This window comes from Prevotella sp. oral taxon 306 str. F0472 (genome assembly GCF_000257925.1).
GTDB classification, from domain to species: Bacteria; Bacteroidota; Bacteroidia; order Bacteroidales; family Bacteroidaceae; genus Prevotella; species Prevotella vespertina.
The window spans coordinates 18,152-35,130 of the sequence record NZ_AJIN01000048.1 but is presented as its reverse complement, the minus strand read 5'-3'; the positions used below and the strand labels follow the sequence as shown (position 1 = coordinate 35,130).

14 protein-coding genes and 1 tRNA gene are annotated in these 16,979 nt (G+C 39.7%); 9 read left to right on the top strand and 6 right to left on the bottom strand.

Translation table 11 applies throughout. The annotated features are described in order from the left end of the window. Window positions 1–19: 19 nt before the first annotated feature. Both HMPREF9969_RS07235 and HMPREF9969_RS07225 read right to left on the bottom strand, forming a co-directional pair. A complete protein-coding gene (locus tag HMPREF9969_RS07235) occupies window positions 20–2,317 on the bottom strand; it encodes a carboxypeptidase-like regulatory domain-containing protein (RefSeq protein WP_009435206.1) in 2,298 nt (765 codons plus the stop codon). A 310-nt stretch (window positions 2,318–2,627) separates the two neighbouring features. After that, window positions 2,628–2,701 (bottom strand) — tRNA-Met (locus HMPREF9969_RS07225). Between the two features lie 495 nt (window positions 2,702–3,196). On the opposite strand from HMPREF9969_RS07225, the gene HMPREF9969_RS07220 reads away from it, so the two are divergent. Beyond that, a complete protein-coding gene (locus HMPREF9969_RS07220) occupies window positions 3,197–5,131 on the top strand; it encodes an LptF/LptG family permease (protein ID WP_009435166.1) in 1,935 nt (644 codons plus the stop codon). Between the two features lie 6 nt (window positions 5,132–5,137). Beyond that, window positions 5,138–6,343: a bifunctional 3,4-dihydroxy-2-butanone-4-phosphate synthase/GTP cyclohydrolase II gene (locus tag HMPREF9969_RS07215; RefSeq protein ID WP_009435171.1), complete on the top strand. Its 1,206-nt coding sequence runs from the start codon at window positions 5,138–5,140 to the stop codon at window positions 6,341–6,343. A gap of 85 nt (window positions 6,344–6,428) precedes the next feature. Here HMPREF9969_RS07215 and HMPREF9969_RS07210 read toward each other — a convergent pair whose 3' ends face one another. The 4 genes from HMPREF9969_RS07210 to HMPREF9969_RS07195 are packed head-to-tail and all read right to left on the bottom strand — an operon-like array spanning window position 6,429 to window position 8,676. Continuing rightward, window positions 6,429–7,295 (bottom strand): hypothetical protein, encoded by an 867-nt coding sequence (locus tag HMPREF9969_RS07210; RefSeq protein ID WP_198005080.1) that lies wholly within the window; start codon window positions 7,293–7,295, stop codon window positions 6,429–6,431. Between the two features lie 11 nt (window positions 7,296–7,306). Further along, window positions 7,307–7,744: a DUF6108 family protein gene (locus tag HMPREF9969_RS07205; RefSeq protein WP_036895434.1), complete on the bottom strand. Its 438-nt coding sequence runs from the start codon at window positions 7,742–7,744 to the stop codon at window positions 7,307–7,309. A gap of 24 nt (window positions 7,745–7,768) precedes the next feature. After that, complete coding sequence (locus tag HMPREF9969_RS07200) at window positions 7,769–8,209, bottom strand: hypothetical protein (RefSeq protein WP_009435182.1); 441 nt, start codon at window positions 8,207–8,209, stop codon at window positions 7,769–7,771. After that, complete coding sequence (locus HMPREF9969_RS07195; protein WP_009435216.1) at window positions 8,206–8,676, bottom strand: RNA polymerase sigma factor; 471 nt, start codon at window positions 8,674–8,676, stop codon at window positions 8,206–8,208. Before HMPREF9969_RS07195 ends, HMPREF9969_RS07200 begins: the two co-directional genes overlap by 4 nt. 484 nt (window positions 8,677–9,160) lie before the next feature. On the opposite strand from HMPREF9969_RS07195, the gene HMPREF9969_RS07190 reads away from it, so the two are divergent. From HMPREF9969_RS07190 to HMPREF9969_RS07160, 7 genes are all read left to right on the top strand, one after another. Continuing rightward, on the top strand, window positions 9,161–10,354 hold the full coding sequence (locus tag HMPREF9969_RS07190) for a pyridoxal phosphate-dependent aminotransferase (protein WP_009435219.1): 1,194 nt from the start codon (window positions 9,161–9,163) through the stop codon (window positions 10,352–10,354). Between the two features lie 222 nt (window positions 10,355–10,576). Continuing rightward, window positions 10,577–11,416, top strand: coding sequence for a MotA/TolQ/ExbB proton channel family protein (locus HMPREF9969_RS07185; RefSeq protein ID WP_009435177.1), 840 nt, complete (start codon window positions 10,577–10,579; stop codon window positions 11,414–11,416). Window positions 11,417–11,446: 30 nt separating this feature from the next. Next, entirely contained in the window at window positions 11,447–12,097 is a 651-nt protein-coding gene (locus tag HMPREF9969_RS07180; protein ID WP_009435212.1) for an ExbD/TolR family protein, read from the top strand. A 15-nt stretch (window positions 12,098–12,112) separates the two neighbouring features. Next, window positions 12,113–12,802: an ExbD/TolR family protein gene (locus tag HMPREF9969_RS07175; protein ID WP_009435188.1), complete on the top strand. Its 690-nt coding sequence runs from the start codon at window positions 12,113–12,115 to the stop codon at window positions 12,800–12,802. A 35-nt stretch (window positions 12,803–12,837) separates the two neighbouring features. Next, window positions 12,838–13,722 (top strand): energy transducer TonB, encoded by an 885-nt coding sequence (locus HMPREF9969_RS07170; RefSeq protein ID WP_009435204.1) that lies wholly within the window; start codon window positions 12,838–12,840, stop codon window positions 13,720–13,722. A gap of 11 nt (window positions 13,723–13,733) precedes the next feature. After that, entirely contained in the window at window positions 13,734–14,699 is a 966-nt protein-coding gene (locus HMPREF9969_RS07165; RefSeq protein WP_009435173.1) for a PstS family phosphate ABC transporter substrate-binding protein, read from the top strand. A 239-nt stretch (window positions 14,700–14,938) separates the two neighbouring features. Next, window positions 14,939–16,354, top strand: coding sequence for a tetratricopeptide repeat protein (locus HMPREF9969_RS07160; protein WP_009435187.1), 1,416 nt, complete (start codon window positions 14,939–14,941; stop codon window positions 16,352–16,354). Window positions 16,355–16,979: the final 625 nt, after the last annotated feature.

Here is a 16,979-nt window from a genome sequence, read left to right as displayed (position 1 = left end):
GATTCGAAAGGTGTTTGTTTTATCTTCCATGCATGATACCAGAATCATTATCAGAGTTGGAAATACGTTTATTGATGCTTGATTTGCCTTTCCCATAATTCAAATTGAACGTGAAGTTAAGCAGAAGTATTCGCCTAAAACTCTTTGAGAAAGCCAGTTGACGATTAGGAGCGAGGCGTGACAAGTTATCCGTCTCATTTGAGTATTGTTTAGAGAAAGGTAATACCATGATAAGATTTAACGCCCATTTCTCTTTGTTATAACCTACTGATATGGAGTGATTCGCTTCTCCTTTAGTAAGAGTTTCACCCCATAATTCATTGTATCTAGTCTGTAATTCGGCTGTGAATACCCATTGTTTGTACATAACAAGTAGATTTCCATTCAGTCCCCAGTTCGAGAGTGTATGTGCGTAAGTATGCCCGTTACTGATGTACCGATTGAAGAATGGAGTAAGTTGTAACGATAACCAATCACCAAAGGGATGCAATCTTATGTCCATTTGGGTATGTAGTCTGTGGAAGTTCTTTTGGTTATCTATTGTCCTAACAAACTTTCCGTTGTCAATATAAGTCTCTTCCATGATAGGGTGAGAATCGTAACTATACCTTCCGAATAACGATAGATCGCACCATTTTGTGCCCCAGTTTAAGGTCAACTCATTCGATACGAAGGTGACAGACTTAAGGTTAGGATTGCCCTTCCTAAGCTGATATACATCGATATCCTGTGACACATTGCTCATGTCGGAGAGTGAAGGAGCATAAGCCGAAACGTATCCTTGATATTTTAAAGTTACGTTATTACAAGGTTGATAAGCGAGGGAGAGCTTTGGACGAAGGATGAACTTCGATAGCTTCTGATCGTGCTGATGGTTGTAAATACGCATCCCTCCCACCCCGAGAGTATAGGTAAGCTTGCCCAGTTTTGACATCCATTCAGAGTAAGCGTAGGTCTCTGCTGTATTCATATTTACCTGACTTTGGATGTTTCCATCATACGTGTTATTAGTGTACATCTGCGTATGCTTCAACCCTAACGATAGTTTACTATTCTTGAACATACGCTCATAAATGCCCTCACCTATTATGGAGTACTTGTTACCATCAGTAATGGAAGCAATCGTCTGAGTAGGTTGTGTGGTTGATGATAAGGTGTATGTACGCTGGCTATGGCTATTGATGTAAGTGCCAATTAGGTCGAAGTACAAGTGCTGGTTATGGGCAAGCTCAGTTTGAAAATACAAATCTAACGAGGGTGTGTTATCGTGTCCATGCCTAAAGTCGGTGATGTGGTAGGCATCAGTACCACGATAAAGCGTACTGATTCTATCCTCCATTGAGTTAGATTCTTTATTGTAGTAATCACGGAAGATAGCACTAATACTGCTTTTCTTAAACGAATAGTTGTACCACAGAGAGAAGCTCATATTATCAAACTTAACCTTTGTTGGCTCACCAATCTCTCTATTCTCTATGGTCTGATGAGGGTAGTGGTACTCCTCGTAGTTCTCTCTTTTCCACTTCAAATCACGCCTATTCCAATAGAAAGAAGACTTTATTTCGGATCTACCTTTGTGATAGTTGGCAGACAAAAGGTTGTCTCCATAGCCTAACATCGATAGTCCATCGGTGAGGTCACCATTGATGTTTCCACCTTTATTCTTATACTTCACAATGAAGTCGAGGACGGCTGCTGCACCATTAAAACGTAGTCCGGGCATATCGTGGTATTCTACCTTTACAATGTCTTGAGGGCGTAGGGCTTTAACTTCTTCTATCTTTACTGTGACACCATTAATGCGTAATTGAACTGCATCTCCAGTCGTCGTCTTGATGGTATTATCGATGGTGTTGACCCGAATACCAGCTAATTGCATGTTCTGTATGAGCATAACTCCGTTAGTAGAAGCCTTTAGCTGGAGTTTTGAAGGGGTAATAATACGCCGATCAATCTTCTGTATTTCACGCTTCCCAACCACTTCTACACCTTTTAACTCTTGTGTGGAAGGAGTCAGTTGAATCTTTCCAAGGTCGGTATTCCTTTGTGTGTTCTCCAGAGATACACGATAATCTGTATATCCAATATAGGTTATGATGAGTTCTTTGTGCCCATCGCTCTCCTCCATGGTAAGGTTAAATGAACCCTCATTGTTGGTTACTGTCTGTGTAATTGACGTTGTTTCATTGACCAACTTGACTACGGCACCAATGATAGGGGATGTTGTTTCGTCAGTAACTTGCCCTGTTATGACAACTTTTGCATGTAAGTTAACGTAAAAACTTAGTGCTGCAATGAACAGAATAAACCTTTTCATTTTAATTATATCTTATAGGTTATTAGATGAATCGTGACTCTGATTAGATACTAGTTAAGGGCATGCTAGTCTTTTGCTACTATTCTTTGAGAGTCGAAGATGGGGCAAAGGTAAAAAAAAACTATGGTATTACAAAGGATTTTCTCATATTTTTTTACATGATTATTGATGTTTTTGTTGTTGCTTGGTATTCAATGGGTTGCGCTATCCAAGAGGTGAATTTGATACAATCTAACCCCTAGTTACGCTCATACTCATACTTACGTAAACAAAAAAAGAGTTACAGAACAATCTGTAACTCCCATCTTTGTAGCGGGGGTGGGACCCGAACCCACGACCTCCGGATTATGAATCCGACGCTCTAACCAGCTGAGCTATCCCGCCATCCATGCGCTTTATTTCTTTAAAGCGGTGCAAAGGTATAGAAAAAAAATGATACTCACAAATGTTATTCGACTTTTTTATCATGATTATAAGGTTTTTGTTCGATAGCTGATAAGGGTTAAGAGAATCGCAGATAGAAGTTAATCGGAGTGGAGAAAATATGTGGGAATGATGATTCACCCTATTTGAATACTACGAGAGAAGTGTAGACAGGGGAAGAGGTTGTATCATCTTTATATTTGAAGTAAGCCCCTTCTCCATTTGAAGAAACGCCTAGTTTGATGTGAAAAGGGCGTTTCCTTCTTGTAAGGAGAGCCTCTTTTAAATTGCTGTTAGTAACTGATAGCAATGTAGATGAGTTGCACACCCATTTTTAGTTGGCGTTATTAAGACTTCGAGAAAAGAATAAAAATACTAAAAAAGACCTTTACTATGATATTTTTATGTACTTTTGCAAGTAAAATGAATGCGTGTAGACATTCTTAAGAACATCTCATGTTTCGTATTAAAAAGTTAGATATCTTCATTGCCAAGCAGTTTGGTATGCTCTTCGCAGGAACATTCTTTATCAGTTTGTTCGTGCTGATGATGCAGTTCTTGTGGCGTTATGTGGATGATTTGATTGGTAAGGGATTGTCAATGGAGGTGCTCGGACAATTCTTCTGGTATATGAGCTTGATGATGGTTCCACAAGCACTTCCACTTGCAATCCTCCTTTCTTCGCTGATAGCATACGGTAACCTTGGTGAGAGTTCAGAGCTTACTGCGATCAAATCGGCTGGTATTTCGTTGATTCAATCATTCCGTGGACTGATTGTTATAAGCGTTATTATTGCTGGAGCCTCATTCTATTTCCAGAACAATGTGGCTCCTATGGCACAAAAGAATATGGCTCAACTGCTTATTTCTATGCGACATAAAAGTCCAGAATTAGAGATTCCTGAGGGTGTTTTCTATGGTGGTATTCCACAAACAAACCTATATGTTGAGCGGAAAGATATGAAGAGTGGACACCTATATAATATAATGGTGTACCGCATGACAGATAGTTATGAGGATCAAGCAATCATCCTTGCTGACTCTGGAATGTTGCAGTCTACGGCTGAAAAGAAGCACCTCGTCTTGAACTTATGGAGTGGGGAATGGTTTGAGAATATGCGTTCGCAAGAGATGGGAAATAGTGCAAGTGTTCCTTACCGAAGGGAGACTTTCGCTCATAAACATATTGTATTGGACTTTAACGGAGACTTTAATCTGACAGATGTAGCGGGTATCTCGAGTGATGCACGTACAAAGAGTCTGGAAAAGATAAGCCATGACAAGGACTCGTTAGTGCATGTTTATGATAGTGTAGGACAGGCTTATTACAAAGATGCACAATCGCTTTATTACCCTGCTCCTAAGCTATCTTCTGCAGAAAAGAAGCAGGCTATTAAGATGGCAGATAACAAGAAGTTCGATATTGACTCATTGTTTAAGAAGCTCCCTGCAGACCAACGACGTATGGTCGTAGATCAGGCTTTGTCGACTGTTCAACAGGAGGTGAGCGACCTCGACTTCAAGTCTATGATCACCAGTGATGGCGATAAGATGATACGTCAACACGATATTGAATTTATCAATAAGTTCACACTTTCGCTTATTTGTATCGTCTTTTTCTTCATCGGCGCACCATTGGGAGCCATCATCCGAAAGGGTGGCTTGGGTATACCTATTATAGTGAGTGTGTTGGTATTCATTGTTTATTACATCCTTGATAACACGGGTTATCGCATGTCTCGACAGGGTGACTGGGCTATATGGTTTGGTCGTGGACTATCCATGGCAGTGTTAGTTCCGATGGCGGCATTCTTTACTTATAAGGCAAATAATGATTCGGCAGTATTCAATGCAGACGCTTATAGGAATGTTCTGAGGCGTATGCTTGGCTTGCGTATCAAGCGTAGTATAGCAAGTAAAGAGGTTATTATTCATGATCCAGACTACTTAAACATAGCGAACCGATTGAAGATCATGAATGGTAAGATTGCTGATTACGCTCAATCAAGAAATCTGAAAGCACTGCCAAATGTGGTTAAAGTGTTCTTCCGTTACCATGCCGATCATAACATCGAGAATATAAATGTAGAATTGGAGAGCATTATTGAAGAATTAGGAAATACTCGAAACAGAGTAATCCTCACCTCTTTAAATAAGTATCCAATCCTTGCTGTAAAAGCACATACACGTCCGTTTGATCGTAGATGGATGAATATAGCCTCGGTATTTATCCTTCCAGTGGGTATATTCCTATATATAAGAATGTGGCGTTTTAGGCTCCGTCTTTATCGCGATTTGCGTACAATCACAGCTTGTAACAACGAGATTATAGCAGAGATAGAAGCGCATGGAGGATGGGTGTTGAGAGTAGAAAACAATAATAATCAGTAACAAGATATGGAAGAGTTTAAACTTGATAGCATCGAAGATGCACTAAAAGATTTCCGTGAAGGAAAGTTTGTTATAGTCGTAGATGATGAAGATCGTGAGAATGAAGGTGATCTTATCATGGCGGCGGAGATGATAACACCAGAGAAAGTAAACTTTATGTTGAAGAATGCTCGTGGTGTCTTATGTGTGCCAGTAACTCTTTCTAGGGCTGATGAGTTGGACTTGCCACATCAAGTATCTGATAATACATCAATGTTAGGAACGCCTTTCACCGTGACAGTGGATAAGTTGGAAGGCTGCTCAACGGGCGTTTCTGCACATGATCGTGCTGCAACCATTAAGGCATTGGCAGACCCTAATTCAACTCCTCAAACCTTTGGTCGTCCAGGTCATATAAACCCTCTTTATGCTCAAGACAATGGTGTCTTACGCCGTTCTGGACATACAGAAGCAGCTGTAGATCTCTGTAAACTCGCTGGTTGTTTCCCTGCTGGTGTGTTGATGGAGATTATGAATGAAGATGGAACTATGGCTCGTATGCCTGATCTTCAGAAGCGTGCTAAGGAGTGGGGAATGAAGATTATCAGTATAAAAGATATCATTGCTTACCGATTGAAGAAGGAGTCTAGTATTGAGGTAGGTGATGAAGTGGAACTACCAACACAATATGGTTCGTTTCGATTGATACCTTTCCGTCAGGCAAATGGGTTAGAACACATGGCTCTTATAAAGGGTTCTTGGAAGGAAGATGAGCCTATCCTTGTTCGTGTTCATTCGTCATGTGCGACAGGAGATATTCTTGGCAGTAAGCGTTGTGATTGTGGGGAACAACTCCATAAAGCGATGGAAATGATAGAGAAAGAGGGTAAAGGCGTTATTATCTATATGCAACAAGAAGGGCGTGGTATCGGTCTGATGAATAAGATAGCAGCGTATAAATTGCAGGATGAAGGACTTGATACAGTTGAAGCTAATTTACATCTTGGCTTCCGACCAGATGAGCGTGATTATGGTTGTGGGGCTCAGATGCTACGCCATCTAGGTGTTCATAAGATGCGATTGATAACGAATAACCCAACAAAGCGTGTCGGTCTAGAAGCCTATGGACTTGAGATTGAAGAGAACGTAGCTATTGAAATCGAGCCAAATAAGTTCGATTATCGTTATTTAAAGACAAAGCGTGATCGTATGGGGCATGACTTGCACCTATAAACCTTTATAATCGCTAAGAGATAAAAGAGAGGGTGTGTCTATTTTGACACACCCTTCTTTTGTTTGTCTGATAATGTTAGTGATGTTAACGAAGTAAGATACCGAATGAGAGTGTTTTGAACTTTGGTCCATAGCCGTTACGCATTAAGTCGCATGGACTATACTTTACATAGAAGTCAGGACCACCATTAAAGTTGACAGAACACATAAAATCAATGGTCACAGGCTTCACGCGAACACCACTGTTTTCGTCTTCGATCTTATGTCCATCAAGGTTATAACGAGTCTTCAAGCTGCTATATGTGTTGAAATTTATAACAGGTCCGAGTGTAAAGCCAAAGTATTTCCCGTCATACTCGTAGGTGAGTGGGAAGTTAACACTAAAGACCTTAATGCGTGAGAACTTAGGGCTACTATTTGTGGGATAGCTGGTAAGTGACACAACGTTGTTATCTTTTACAAATCGTTGGTTGCCCGTAATGCGATAGTTGCGCCAGTCAACACCTACTCCTACAGAAAATTTATGATTGCTACGCCATGGCTTATATACCCAATCAGCAATAATCCACCATATCTCCCATGACTTGAAAGGTTGTATATCTGCAGCATGAGGAATCCCAGGCGCACTGTTGAAACCGAAAGCTAATCGAGTAGCAAACTCTAGTGTGCGGCTGCTATCCTTAGGCTTGTTAAACCCCGCAATAGAGAAATCCCATGATTTCTCATTGATTGACGAAGTGCTCACGTAGTTGCTATCCACCAATTGAATGGTGTTCACGTATCGGTAAGTGGGATTATTCTTACTCCCCAGCACCTCGATATGTTGTAGAGAATCGTTTGTGATAATCTTTACCTGTCGTGGTTCATCTACCGTTAGTGTGTCATTGATACTTACGGATGCGAGAGCAGATGAGCTGTAAACTAGCAACATGCTAAGTAAGATAGTTTTCATAAGCTTTGATTTTATTGTATTAATTTTTTAAGTTCTGTTATACTTGAAACCTTTCCTTCCATATAAACTAATGTGATGGTAAGTGTGCGCCCTCTTTGTTGTGTTAAATAACAGAGGTATTTGTGTAATGCTCCTTGCGCAGGTAAGGCGAGGATGAGCGTGAAGGTTCCCTTCTTCATAGTTTGTTCTGCTCCAATAGCATTCTTATGGTCTCGTTCGACCAGTTCGAACACTGTTGTACGTTGCTGTTCAGAAGCTTTGAAGCGAATGCTATGATAGTAATCAAGTTTATACTTACTGATAGCTCTTCCTTTTGCTCTCACATCAATTAAATCACCATGAGGCACTATCTTCCCTTGAAAGAGAGGAGTAACATTCAGACCTTGCTGTGCATGAATGCAAAGTGAGGTAAACATCAGTAGTAATATCAAGCATAATCGTTGTTTCATAACGTTTACTTTATTAGTTTCTATTTATTGATGAAAGATGTCGTGCAACTGATCATCTATGTCGGTAGCATCTTCTTGTTGCAAGTCTTGTAGCGTTCCAATAATCTCTTTTGTTACCTGTTGTGGATCAGTGATGTGTTTGCCATAGATGTATGCTTCGCAGTAATCTTGCCGTTGAGCATGCCATACCATACTTCCAACTGCCAATAAAATGATTATTGAAGCAGCTATACCTATCAGTTTCCTATGAAGGAGGATAAACGTTGCTTGTTTCTTCTGATGCACTTCCTTCTGTTTGGATTCCATGAGTGTACTTATCGAACAAAACATTTCTTTCAGAGGAAGTAGCTCTGCTGTCACTTTCTCGTATCTAAAATAATCGTAGAGTCGTCTTTCCTCGTCAAGTGAAGTCTCCCCTTCCATGAAGCGACTTACCAGTTGTTTTATATCTTCGTATTTGTTCATTCCCATTCAGTTTTTAGAAATTGATTCTTAATAGCATGGCGAGCGCGGCTTAGAGCCTTCCTTACTGCAGTCTCCTTACTGCCCGTGAGTTTGGCAATATCGTTAATCTCCATTCCCTCCATGTGCCGCAGTCGCATGATAGTTTGCTGCATTGTAGGTAATGTGTCAATGAGAGCAATTACCTTTTCGTATCGTTCGTCGGCTTTTTCCTCCTCATTAGGAATGGTTTCATTCACTTCAGTTGTGTAGTGATGTCGGCGAAGAATGTCAATGCAATGGTTCTTCAACAGTACCGAAGCGAGAGGAGACATCGGGAGATGTAGCGTGTCAATTAGTTGCCAAAGCTTCAGTAGTACGTCTTGCACAGCATCTTCTGCCTCATCATTGTCCTTTAGATAGTTACGGGCAATGGCGAGCATCTGTGGTCGTACCAGCTTCACCTCTTCTTTGTACTCGTTGATGGTCATGACTTCTTTTCGTCTTTGCTTATAATACGTAATAAGTAGGTTTTTGTGACATCAAAGGTTCAACTTTTTTCTCATTCTTACAAGTAAAGCATAAAGAAATTATTTGAGCTATATATATAATAAGGTGTGTTTCCTCTTTACGTCTATCTTTTCAGTATGGCTTTCAACTTGTGTCTAGCTTTCAAGTAGACTTACAAAAAGACAGTCTGCTTATTCTGCTAATATAACAAAAAGTTGTCTAGTTAAATTGGAAGAGTTCATCAGAAAGTTAATGTGTCATATTATACAGGTGTGTATAAAGAGTCCTACAAGTTTGTATAACAAATTATACAAACGTGTATAATAATTGTCCCCAAGTATCTGATGATAATTATCAAAACGATAGTGAAAACGATAATTATATGAAATAAAGATGGAAAAATTACGTTATAAGAACAATAATGCGTAATTTTGTATTCGATATTCATTAGGCAAGATTATATATATGGCACAACTATCAGATCGTCTGAATCGACTAGCACCATCAGCAACGTTGGCAATGTCACAGCGTAGTAATGAGATGATGGCACAGGGTATTAACGTTATTAATATGAGTGTTGGTGAACCCGATTTTATGACTCCAGATCATGTGAAAGAGGCTGGTAAGAAAGCTATAGATGATAATTTTTCAAAGTATTCACCTGTTCCTGGTTATCTCTCTTTGCGTAAGGCGATAGCAAATAAGCTCAAACGTGAAAATAACCTTAACTATTCTACATCTGAAGTAATTGTTGGTACGGGTGGAAAACAAGGCGTTTGTAATACAATCTTAGCTCTTGTTAATCCTGGTGATGAAGTTATTATTCCTGCTCCTTATTGGGTAAGTTATCCACAGATGGTAAAGTTGGCGGGGGGAGTACCTGTCATTGTTCCTGCAGGGATAGAGCAAGATTTCAAGGTAACAGCTAATCAGTTGAAAGTTGCTATTACATCGAAAACGAAACTCATCATACTCTGTTCCCCAAGTAACCCCACTGGTAGTGTTTATACAAAGGAAGAGTTGGAGGCATTGGCAAAGATAGTTTTAGAACATAATGACCTCTTTGTTCTCTCTGATGAGATATATGAACACATTAATTATATAGGATGTCATGCAAGTATTGCAGCTTGTGAAGGAATGAAGGAGCGCACGATTATTTGTAATGGTGTTAGCAAAGCATATGCCATGACGGGTTGGAGACTCGGGTGGGTAGCTGCTCCTGAGTGGATAATCAAAGGCTTGAATAAATTGCAAGGTCAGTATACTTCTGGTACAAGTAGTGTTAGTCAGATAGCTGCTCTAGCAGCTTATGAAGGTGATCAAGGATGTGTAGAAGATTTCCGCAAGGCTTTTCAGCGTCGTCGTGATTTAATAGTTTCTCTGGCGAAGGAGGTTCCAGGATTAGAGGTAAACGTTCCTGAAGGGGCTTTCTATTTATTCCCTAAGTGCTCAAGTTACTTTGGTAAGACTGACGGAAAGCATGTAATTAATAATTCAACGGATTTTGCTTTGTATCTTCTCGAAGAAGGTCATGTAGCGACAGTCGCTGGTGATGCATTTGGTTCGTCTGATTATTTTCGTATGAGTTATGCGACCAGTGACGACAATATCATCGAAGCTCTTTCACGCATAAAGGAGGTATTGTTGAAACTGAAATAGTAAATGATTAAATCGTAAGAAAGCAAGGTTAGAGGTTATATAACTATAATTGTTAAATGTTATTAATCGTAGTTTTAGTTCCTCATTAATTGTTATCTTTGCGGAAATAAGATGATGCTGTGACACGTATCTAATGGCATTGTCTCACACAAACAATTAAAAATCAGAAAGATATTAACAATTTAATTCATTAATAACTAAAAATTAAAATTTCATCAAATTATGGCAACTACACAACAAAAAGCAGCCCCAAAGAAGAAATCTGAGGGCTTCACAGGAGTTAGAGGTGCATTCTGGGTTATCGTCGTTTGCGCTATCGTTGCATTCACATTGTTCTTCACTTGGTTCGGTAATGATATGCACTTCCAAGATGGAGCAGCACGTGAAAACCCAGCAGACGTTTGGGGTACTATCTTTAAGGGTGGTGTCGTCGTTCCTGTAATCCACACTCTCTTACTCTCAGTACTTGCTATGTCTATTGAGCGTTGGATGGCTTTGAAGACAGCATTCGGTAAGGGTTCTCTTCCAAAGTTCGTAGCAAACATTAAGGCTGCTCTTAATGCTAATGATCTTGCAAAGGCTAATCAGCTTTGCGATCAGCAGAAGGGTTCTGTTGCAAATGTCGTTAAGGCATCTTTGAATGCTTATAAGGACATGGAAACAGGTGCTAATGCTAATCTTAAGAAGGCACAGAAGGTTGCAAAGATTCAGCAGGCTCATGAGGAAGCAACTCAGCTTGAGATGCCAGTTCTTACAATGAACCTCCCTATCCTCGCAACGATGGTTACACTTGGTACTCTTACTGGTCTTCTCGGTACTGTAACTGGTATGATCAAGTCTTTCTCTGCTTTGTCTGCAGGTGGTGGCGCTGACTCTGCTGCTCTTTCTGCTGGTATTTCTGAGGCGTTGATCAATACTGCATTCGGTATTGGTACATCATGGTGTGCAGTAGTTTCTTACAACTTCTTCTCTAATAAGGTTGATAAGTTGACTTATGCCCTCGACGAGGTTGGTTATTCTATCGCTCAGACATACGAAGCAAACCACACAGACGAGGCTTAATTTTTGCTAACCCTTTAAATATTTATCACTATGGGTAAAGTAAAAATTAAGAAGAGCGACGTTTGGATTGATATGACGCCTATGTCAGACGTTATGACCCTGTTGCTTACCTTCTTTATGTTGACTTCTACATTCGTTAAGAATGAGCCAGTGAAGGTAAATACTCCAGGATCTGTATCTGAGATGAAGGTGCCAGAGAACGGCGTCCTAACTATTCTCGTTAGTCCTCAAAAAGGACCTAATGGAACACCTACTGGCGAAGGCCAGGTGTTTATGAGCTACGATAATACAAATGAGCTTGGTCAAATTATAGACCAAATGGCACCAGATTTGACTCCTAAAATGAAGAAAACATTCATGGCAGAGTCTACATTTGGTACTCCACTTGATAAGTTGGCTGCATATCTTTCTAAGCCTGCAGCTGAACGTAGCAAAGAGCTCCCAAAGATGGGTATCCCTCTCGATAGTATCCAGGGACAGGAGATGACAGAATTTCAGCAGTGGGTTAACGCAGCCCGCCAGGTGAATCCAAAAGTTAGACTTGCTATCAAGTCTGATGGAAACTCTCCTTATGGAACGGTTAAGAAGGTAATGAGCGAACTCCAAGATATGGATGAGAGCCATTACTACATGATCACACAGTTGGACGCTAAAAAGGCTGCTCAGGCAGCTGGTAAGTAAAAGGAGGTCTAAGACATGGATATGATGGAAACAGGAAAAAGCGGAGGCGGTAAGCAGAAGAAGATGACTGTACGCGTAGACTTTACGCCTATGGTGGATATGCTTATGTTGCTTATAACCTTCTTCATGCTTTGTACCTCACTTAGCAAGCCTTCAACTATGGAGTTGACTATGCCAAGTAATGATAAGATTCAGGACGATACCAAGAAGAATGAGGCCAAAGAGTCACACTCTATTACGATTTACATTGCCGATGGGGACAAGATTTTCTATGGTAATGGTAAACCAGAGTATGATAACGCAAATTGGTTGCATGCTGCTGATTGGAGCAATACTTCTAAGGGTATCCGATACGTTCTCCAGCATAAGCAAGTAGGTGATCCTTCAACAGGTGAGGCTATTTCACTCCCATATCAAGATATGGAGATTGCTGTGAAAGAATTGGATCGTAAGAAAGCTGCGAACCCAGCTGCTTATCCAGATAGTGTTTATCAGTCTGAGATTGCTCAAATAAAGGGTGGTATGATTAATGGCAAGAAGGTATCTACAATGACTGTTATTATCAAACCGACTGATAAAGCTTCTTATCGTCATTTGGTTGACATCCTCGATGAAATGCAGATTTCATACATTGGAACTTACGTCATTGACAAGCTGACAGACCAAGACAAGGCTCTCTTAGCCAAGAAGGGTATTAAGGCTTAATCACTGATTCGTAAACAATTAAAGAAAGAAGAACAATGGCAAAAATAGATCTATACGATCCTAAATGGGTCGAGATGGTATTCGCTGAAAAGAATAAGGAATATGGTGCATATAAGCTTCGTAAGTCTGTTTCACAGCGTAATATCAAAGCATTAGCTATTCTGCTTATTGCTGCATTCCTCGGTGGTGGTTACTTAGCATACCAGATCAAGAAGCACAATGATGACTTAGAAGCTCAACGTGCATATGCAGCTAAGATGGAATTAGCTGCTCTTGAAGCAGCAAAGAAGGAGCAAGCTGAACGTAAGAAACAGCAGAAACAGCCAGAGCCAAAGAAAATTGAACCTGAAAAGGTTGTTCCTGAGACTCGTGCTACTGTTAAGTTTACAGCCCCTGTCATCAAGGATGATAAGGATGTAAAGGAAGAGATGCCACCTATGGTCAAGATGAATAAGGAGACCAAAGCTGTCGGTGTTGAGACGAAGGAAGGTACGGATAACCGTACTGAAACTGCAGCTCGTACAACCGTAGCTACTCCTGAGCAGATTGTGCCAAAGATTGAGAAACCTGTTGTTGAGGCTCCAAAACCAGAGCCAAAAGAAGAGGTTGAAAACAAGATCTTTACTGTGGCAGAGCAGATGCCTTCATTTAAGGGTAATGTTAATGCATGGTTGAGCTCTCACCTTCAGTACCCTGCAGTTGCTGCAGAGAATGGTATTCAAGGTCGTGTTATCGTTAAGTTCGTTGTAGGACGTGATGGTGGTGTTAGTCAAGCTCAGGTTGTTCGTGGCGTTGACCCATCACTCGATCGTGAAGCTCTTCGTGTTGTAAACAGCATGCCGAAGTGGAATCCAGGTATGAATAACGGCCAAGCTGCAAACGTTTGGTTCACTCTACCTATTACGTTCAAATTGCAGTAAAAGCAAATTATATGAAAAGATCCAGATTCTACATCATAGTAGGATTGATGCTTAGCCTTAGTTTTCTTCTGTCCTCTTGTGGACAGAAGAGAGCTAAAGACGGCAGAACAGATACACCGACGTCAGGGACGATTAAGTTCGCCTCTGACGAAAGTTTTAGTCCTATTATTGAGGAACTGTTGCAGACGTATCAGTTCCGTTACCCGCAAACCCACTTATTGCCTATATATACAGACGATAATACAGGTATGAAACTGATCCTCGATCAGAAGGTTAATCTCTTCTTTACCTCACATGCTTTGACAAAAGGAGAAGATGCTATATTACGAGGGAAAGGTCCTATTCCAGAAGTTTTTCCAATAGGATATGATGGAATTGCTTTCATTGTTAATCGTGCAAATAATGATTCATGTATGACGGTTAATGATGTGAAGAAGATTCTCAGCGGACAGATTGCAAATTGGAAGCAGTTGAATCCTAAGAACAATCAAGGTAATATTGAAGTTGTTTTTGACAATAAGGCTTCAGCTACTTTACATTATGTAGTCGACTCCATTTTAGGTGGAAAAAATATCAAGAGTGCGAACATTGTTGCAGCAAGCAATAGTAAGTCTGTTGTTGATTATGTTCATAAGACTCCCAATGCTATAGGTGTTATTGGTTCGAATTGGTTAAATGATCATCGAGACTCAACCAACACCACATTTAATAAGAATATAACTGTGGTTGGGCTCTCAAAGGCGACCATAGCACAGCCAGGCAATAGTTGGCAACCCTATCAGGCTTATCTTTTAGATGGTAGATATCCGTTTGTTCGAACAATTTATGCTATTGTGGCTGATCCTCATAAGGCCTTGCCTTGGGCATTTGCAAACTTTGTGACTAATCCTATTGGTCAAAAGATTATTTTTAAAGCTGGTTTGCTTCCTTATCGTGGTCAGATAAACATCAGAGAAGTCGAAGTTAAGACTCAATAAATGGCTAAATTTTGATAGGAACTAAGCGATTGTTAGAAGTTAGGTGAATAATAAAAATTGCAGTTTGATTAGTTTAATGTTATTGTTAGGATGATTATCTTTTATTAGTTGTATAAATGTTATCATCTCTTATAAATGGTTATATTAATTTCTTATAAGCAATTTCACTTAAACCATATCGTTTAAAATACATCTTAAGGATAGATTTCATTCGTATTAAACATTTAAAAGAGAGAATTATGAAAACAAAGAAATATTTAGTAGCTGGAGCTTTGATGTTGGTTATGTCATCTCCAGCAATGGCACAGGAGGTTAATTATGCTGAGGCTTTAAAGCCTATTGTTGCTGCTCTTGAAGCAGCACCTAATGATCCAAAGGCTGCTAAGGATCTCATCAAGGAGTATCAGAAGACTTTCAAAAAGAATGAGGAAGCTATGGTTGCCTTGGGTAATGTTTACCTTTTACAGCACAATTATGATCAGGCATCAGCGATAGCACAGAGCGTGATTGATAATAAGAAGTTTAATGGCGCTTTGGCTTATATTCTTCGTGGTGATATTGCTGCTTTGAAGGATTCTGTTGGTAATGCAGGTGCAGCAGCAGCAGAATATCAGACTGCAATCAGCCTTGATCCACAGAATGTAACGGCTTACGAGCGTTATGCTAAGGTATATCGTCATGTGAATGCAAAGGTTGCTGTTGCAAAGTTGGAGGAACTTCGTAAAATAAAACCAGATTATCCAGTTGAAGCTACCGCCGCAGAGATTATGCTTAATGATGGTAAGTATGCAGAGGCTTTGAAATGGTATAATATGGCTAATCCTGCCAACATGTCAGAAGATAACTTCTATAACTATGGTTTTGCTGCTTATATCACCAAAGATTATAGCAAAGCCTTGGATGTAGCAAAGCAAGGTCTAACAAAGTTCCCTGGTAGCGAATATCTCAGTCGTATTGCTATGATGGCTGCAGTTGAGTTAAAGGACTATCCACAAGCAGTTAACTTTGCAAATGCTGTGTTTGTAGGTAAGGGTAAGAAGGTTTCAAATGATTATGACATGTATGCGAAGGCTCTCTGTGGTAATAAGCAGTATGATGAAGCGGTTGCAGCTGTTAATAAAGCTCTCGAACTTGATGCTAATAACCTAGAGCCAATGAAGACTCTTGCTGCAATCTATGTAGCTCAGGGTAATGACGATAAGGCTCTTGAAGTACAGCAGGATTATCTTTCAAAGAGTAAGAAAGCAACCAATAATGATTGGGCATCACTTGCCAATACTTATGTAACAAAGGCTGAAGGCATTACAGATCGTGCTGCGAAGAATGCTGTGTTAGCGAAGGCTTTTGATGTATATGAGCAGATGGTAACAAAGTTCCCATCAATCTCTGACTGGGTATGGTTGAATCAAGCAAATGTAGCCCAACTGATGAATGACCCTGATAAGGTGGCTGCTATCTATCAAAAAGTTGCTGCTTTCGAGGAAGCTAAGCCAAATCTTGATGAAGATAGTAAAGCTTATTTAGAGGGTGCTTACTATGGTCTTGGTTTCTACAACTCAAAGAAAGGCAATAAGGCAGCAGCTGACGAGTACTTCCAGAAGGTATTAAAGGTTAATCCAAACAATGAGAATGCAAAGAAGGCTTTAGGTATGTAATATCTGAAACAATCAATATCTATGAGGGCGATAGTCATTATGACTATTGCCCTTTTTCGATTTACTCTCTTTTAGAATAGTCTGTTTTATGTGTGAATCAAGCTGTTTGGTAAGGCTTCATATACATTATTTGTACAAGAGCATGAGTTTAAGTATTTTATATAAAACCCCTAATTTAGTTTTAATACTATTTGCTGTCACTTTTAAAATTTAAATTAATAATCCCTTTATCAGCTGGTTGTAAATAATAAAAGAATGATAGTAGTGAAGGCAAAATTACTTCTTTGCATATTACCTAACTCTTGTTTTTGTATAAGCCTTTGCTGGATTTAGTGCTATACTCAATATTTCTTTTAATCATATCGTTCTATGATATGTTTATTATTTCTACCTTTTGTTTGTGTTAAATAAGCATTTTGTAACTTCTTGATAATCAGTATTTAGAATTGAAGATAAATTCTTTTATAAGCGAATTAGAACTTTCTCAGCAGAGAATTGGATAACCTTATTATGTGTACGTAAATATTACCTAGGAATGAACGATTAGTATTCTTTCCTCCTAAAGAACATCTAATGTAAGACAGTTGTAGCTATTGTATGAATAGTCTTGCGATGTTTTCGTTTT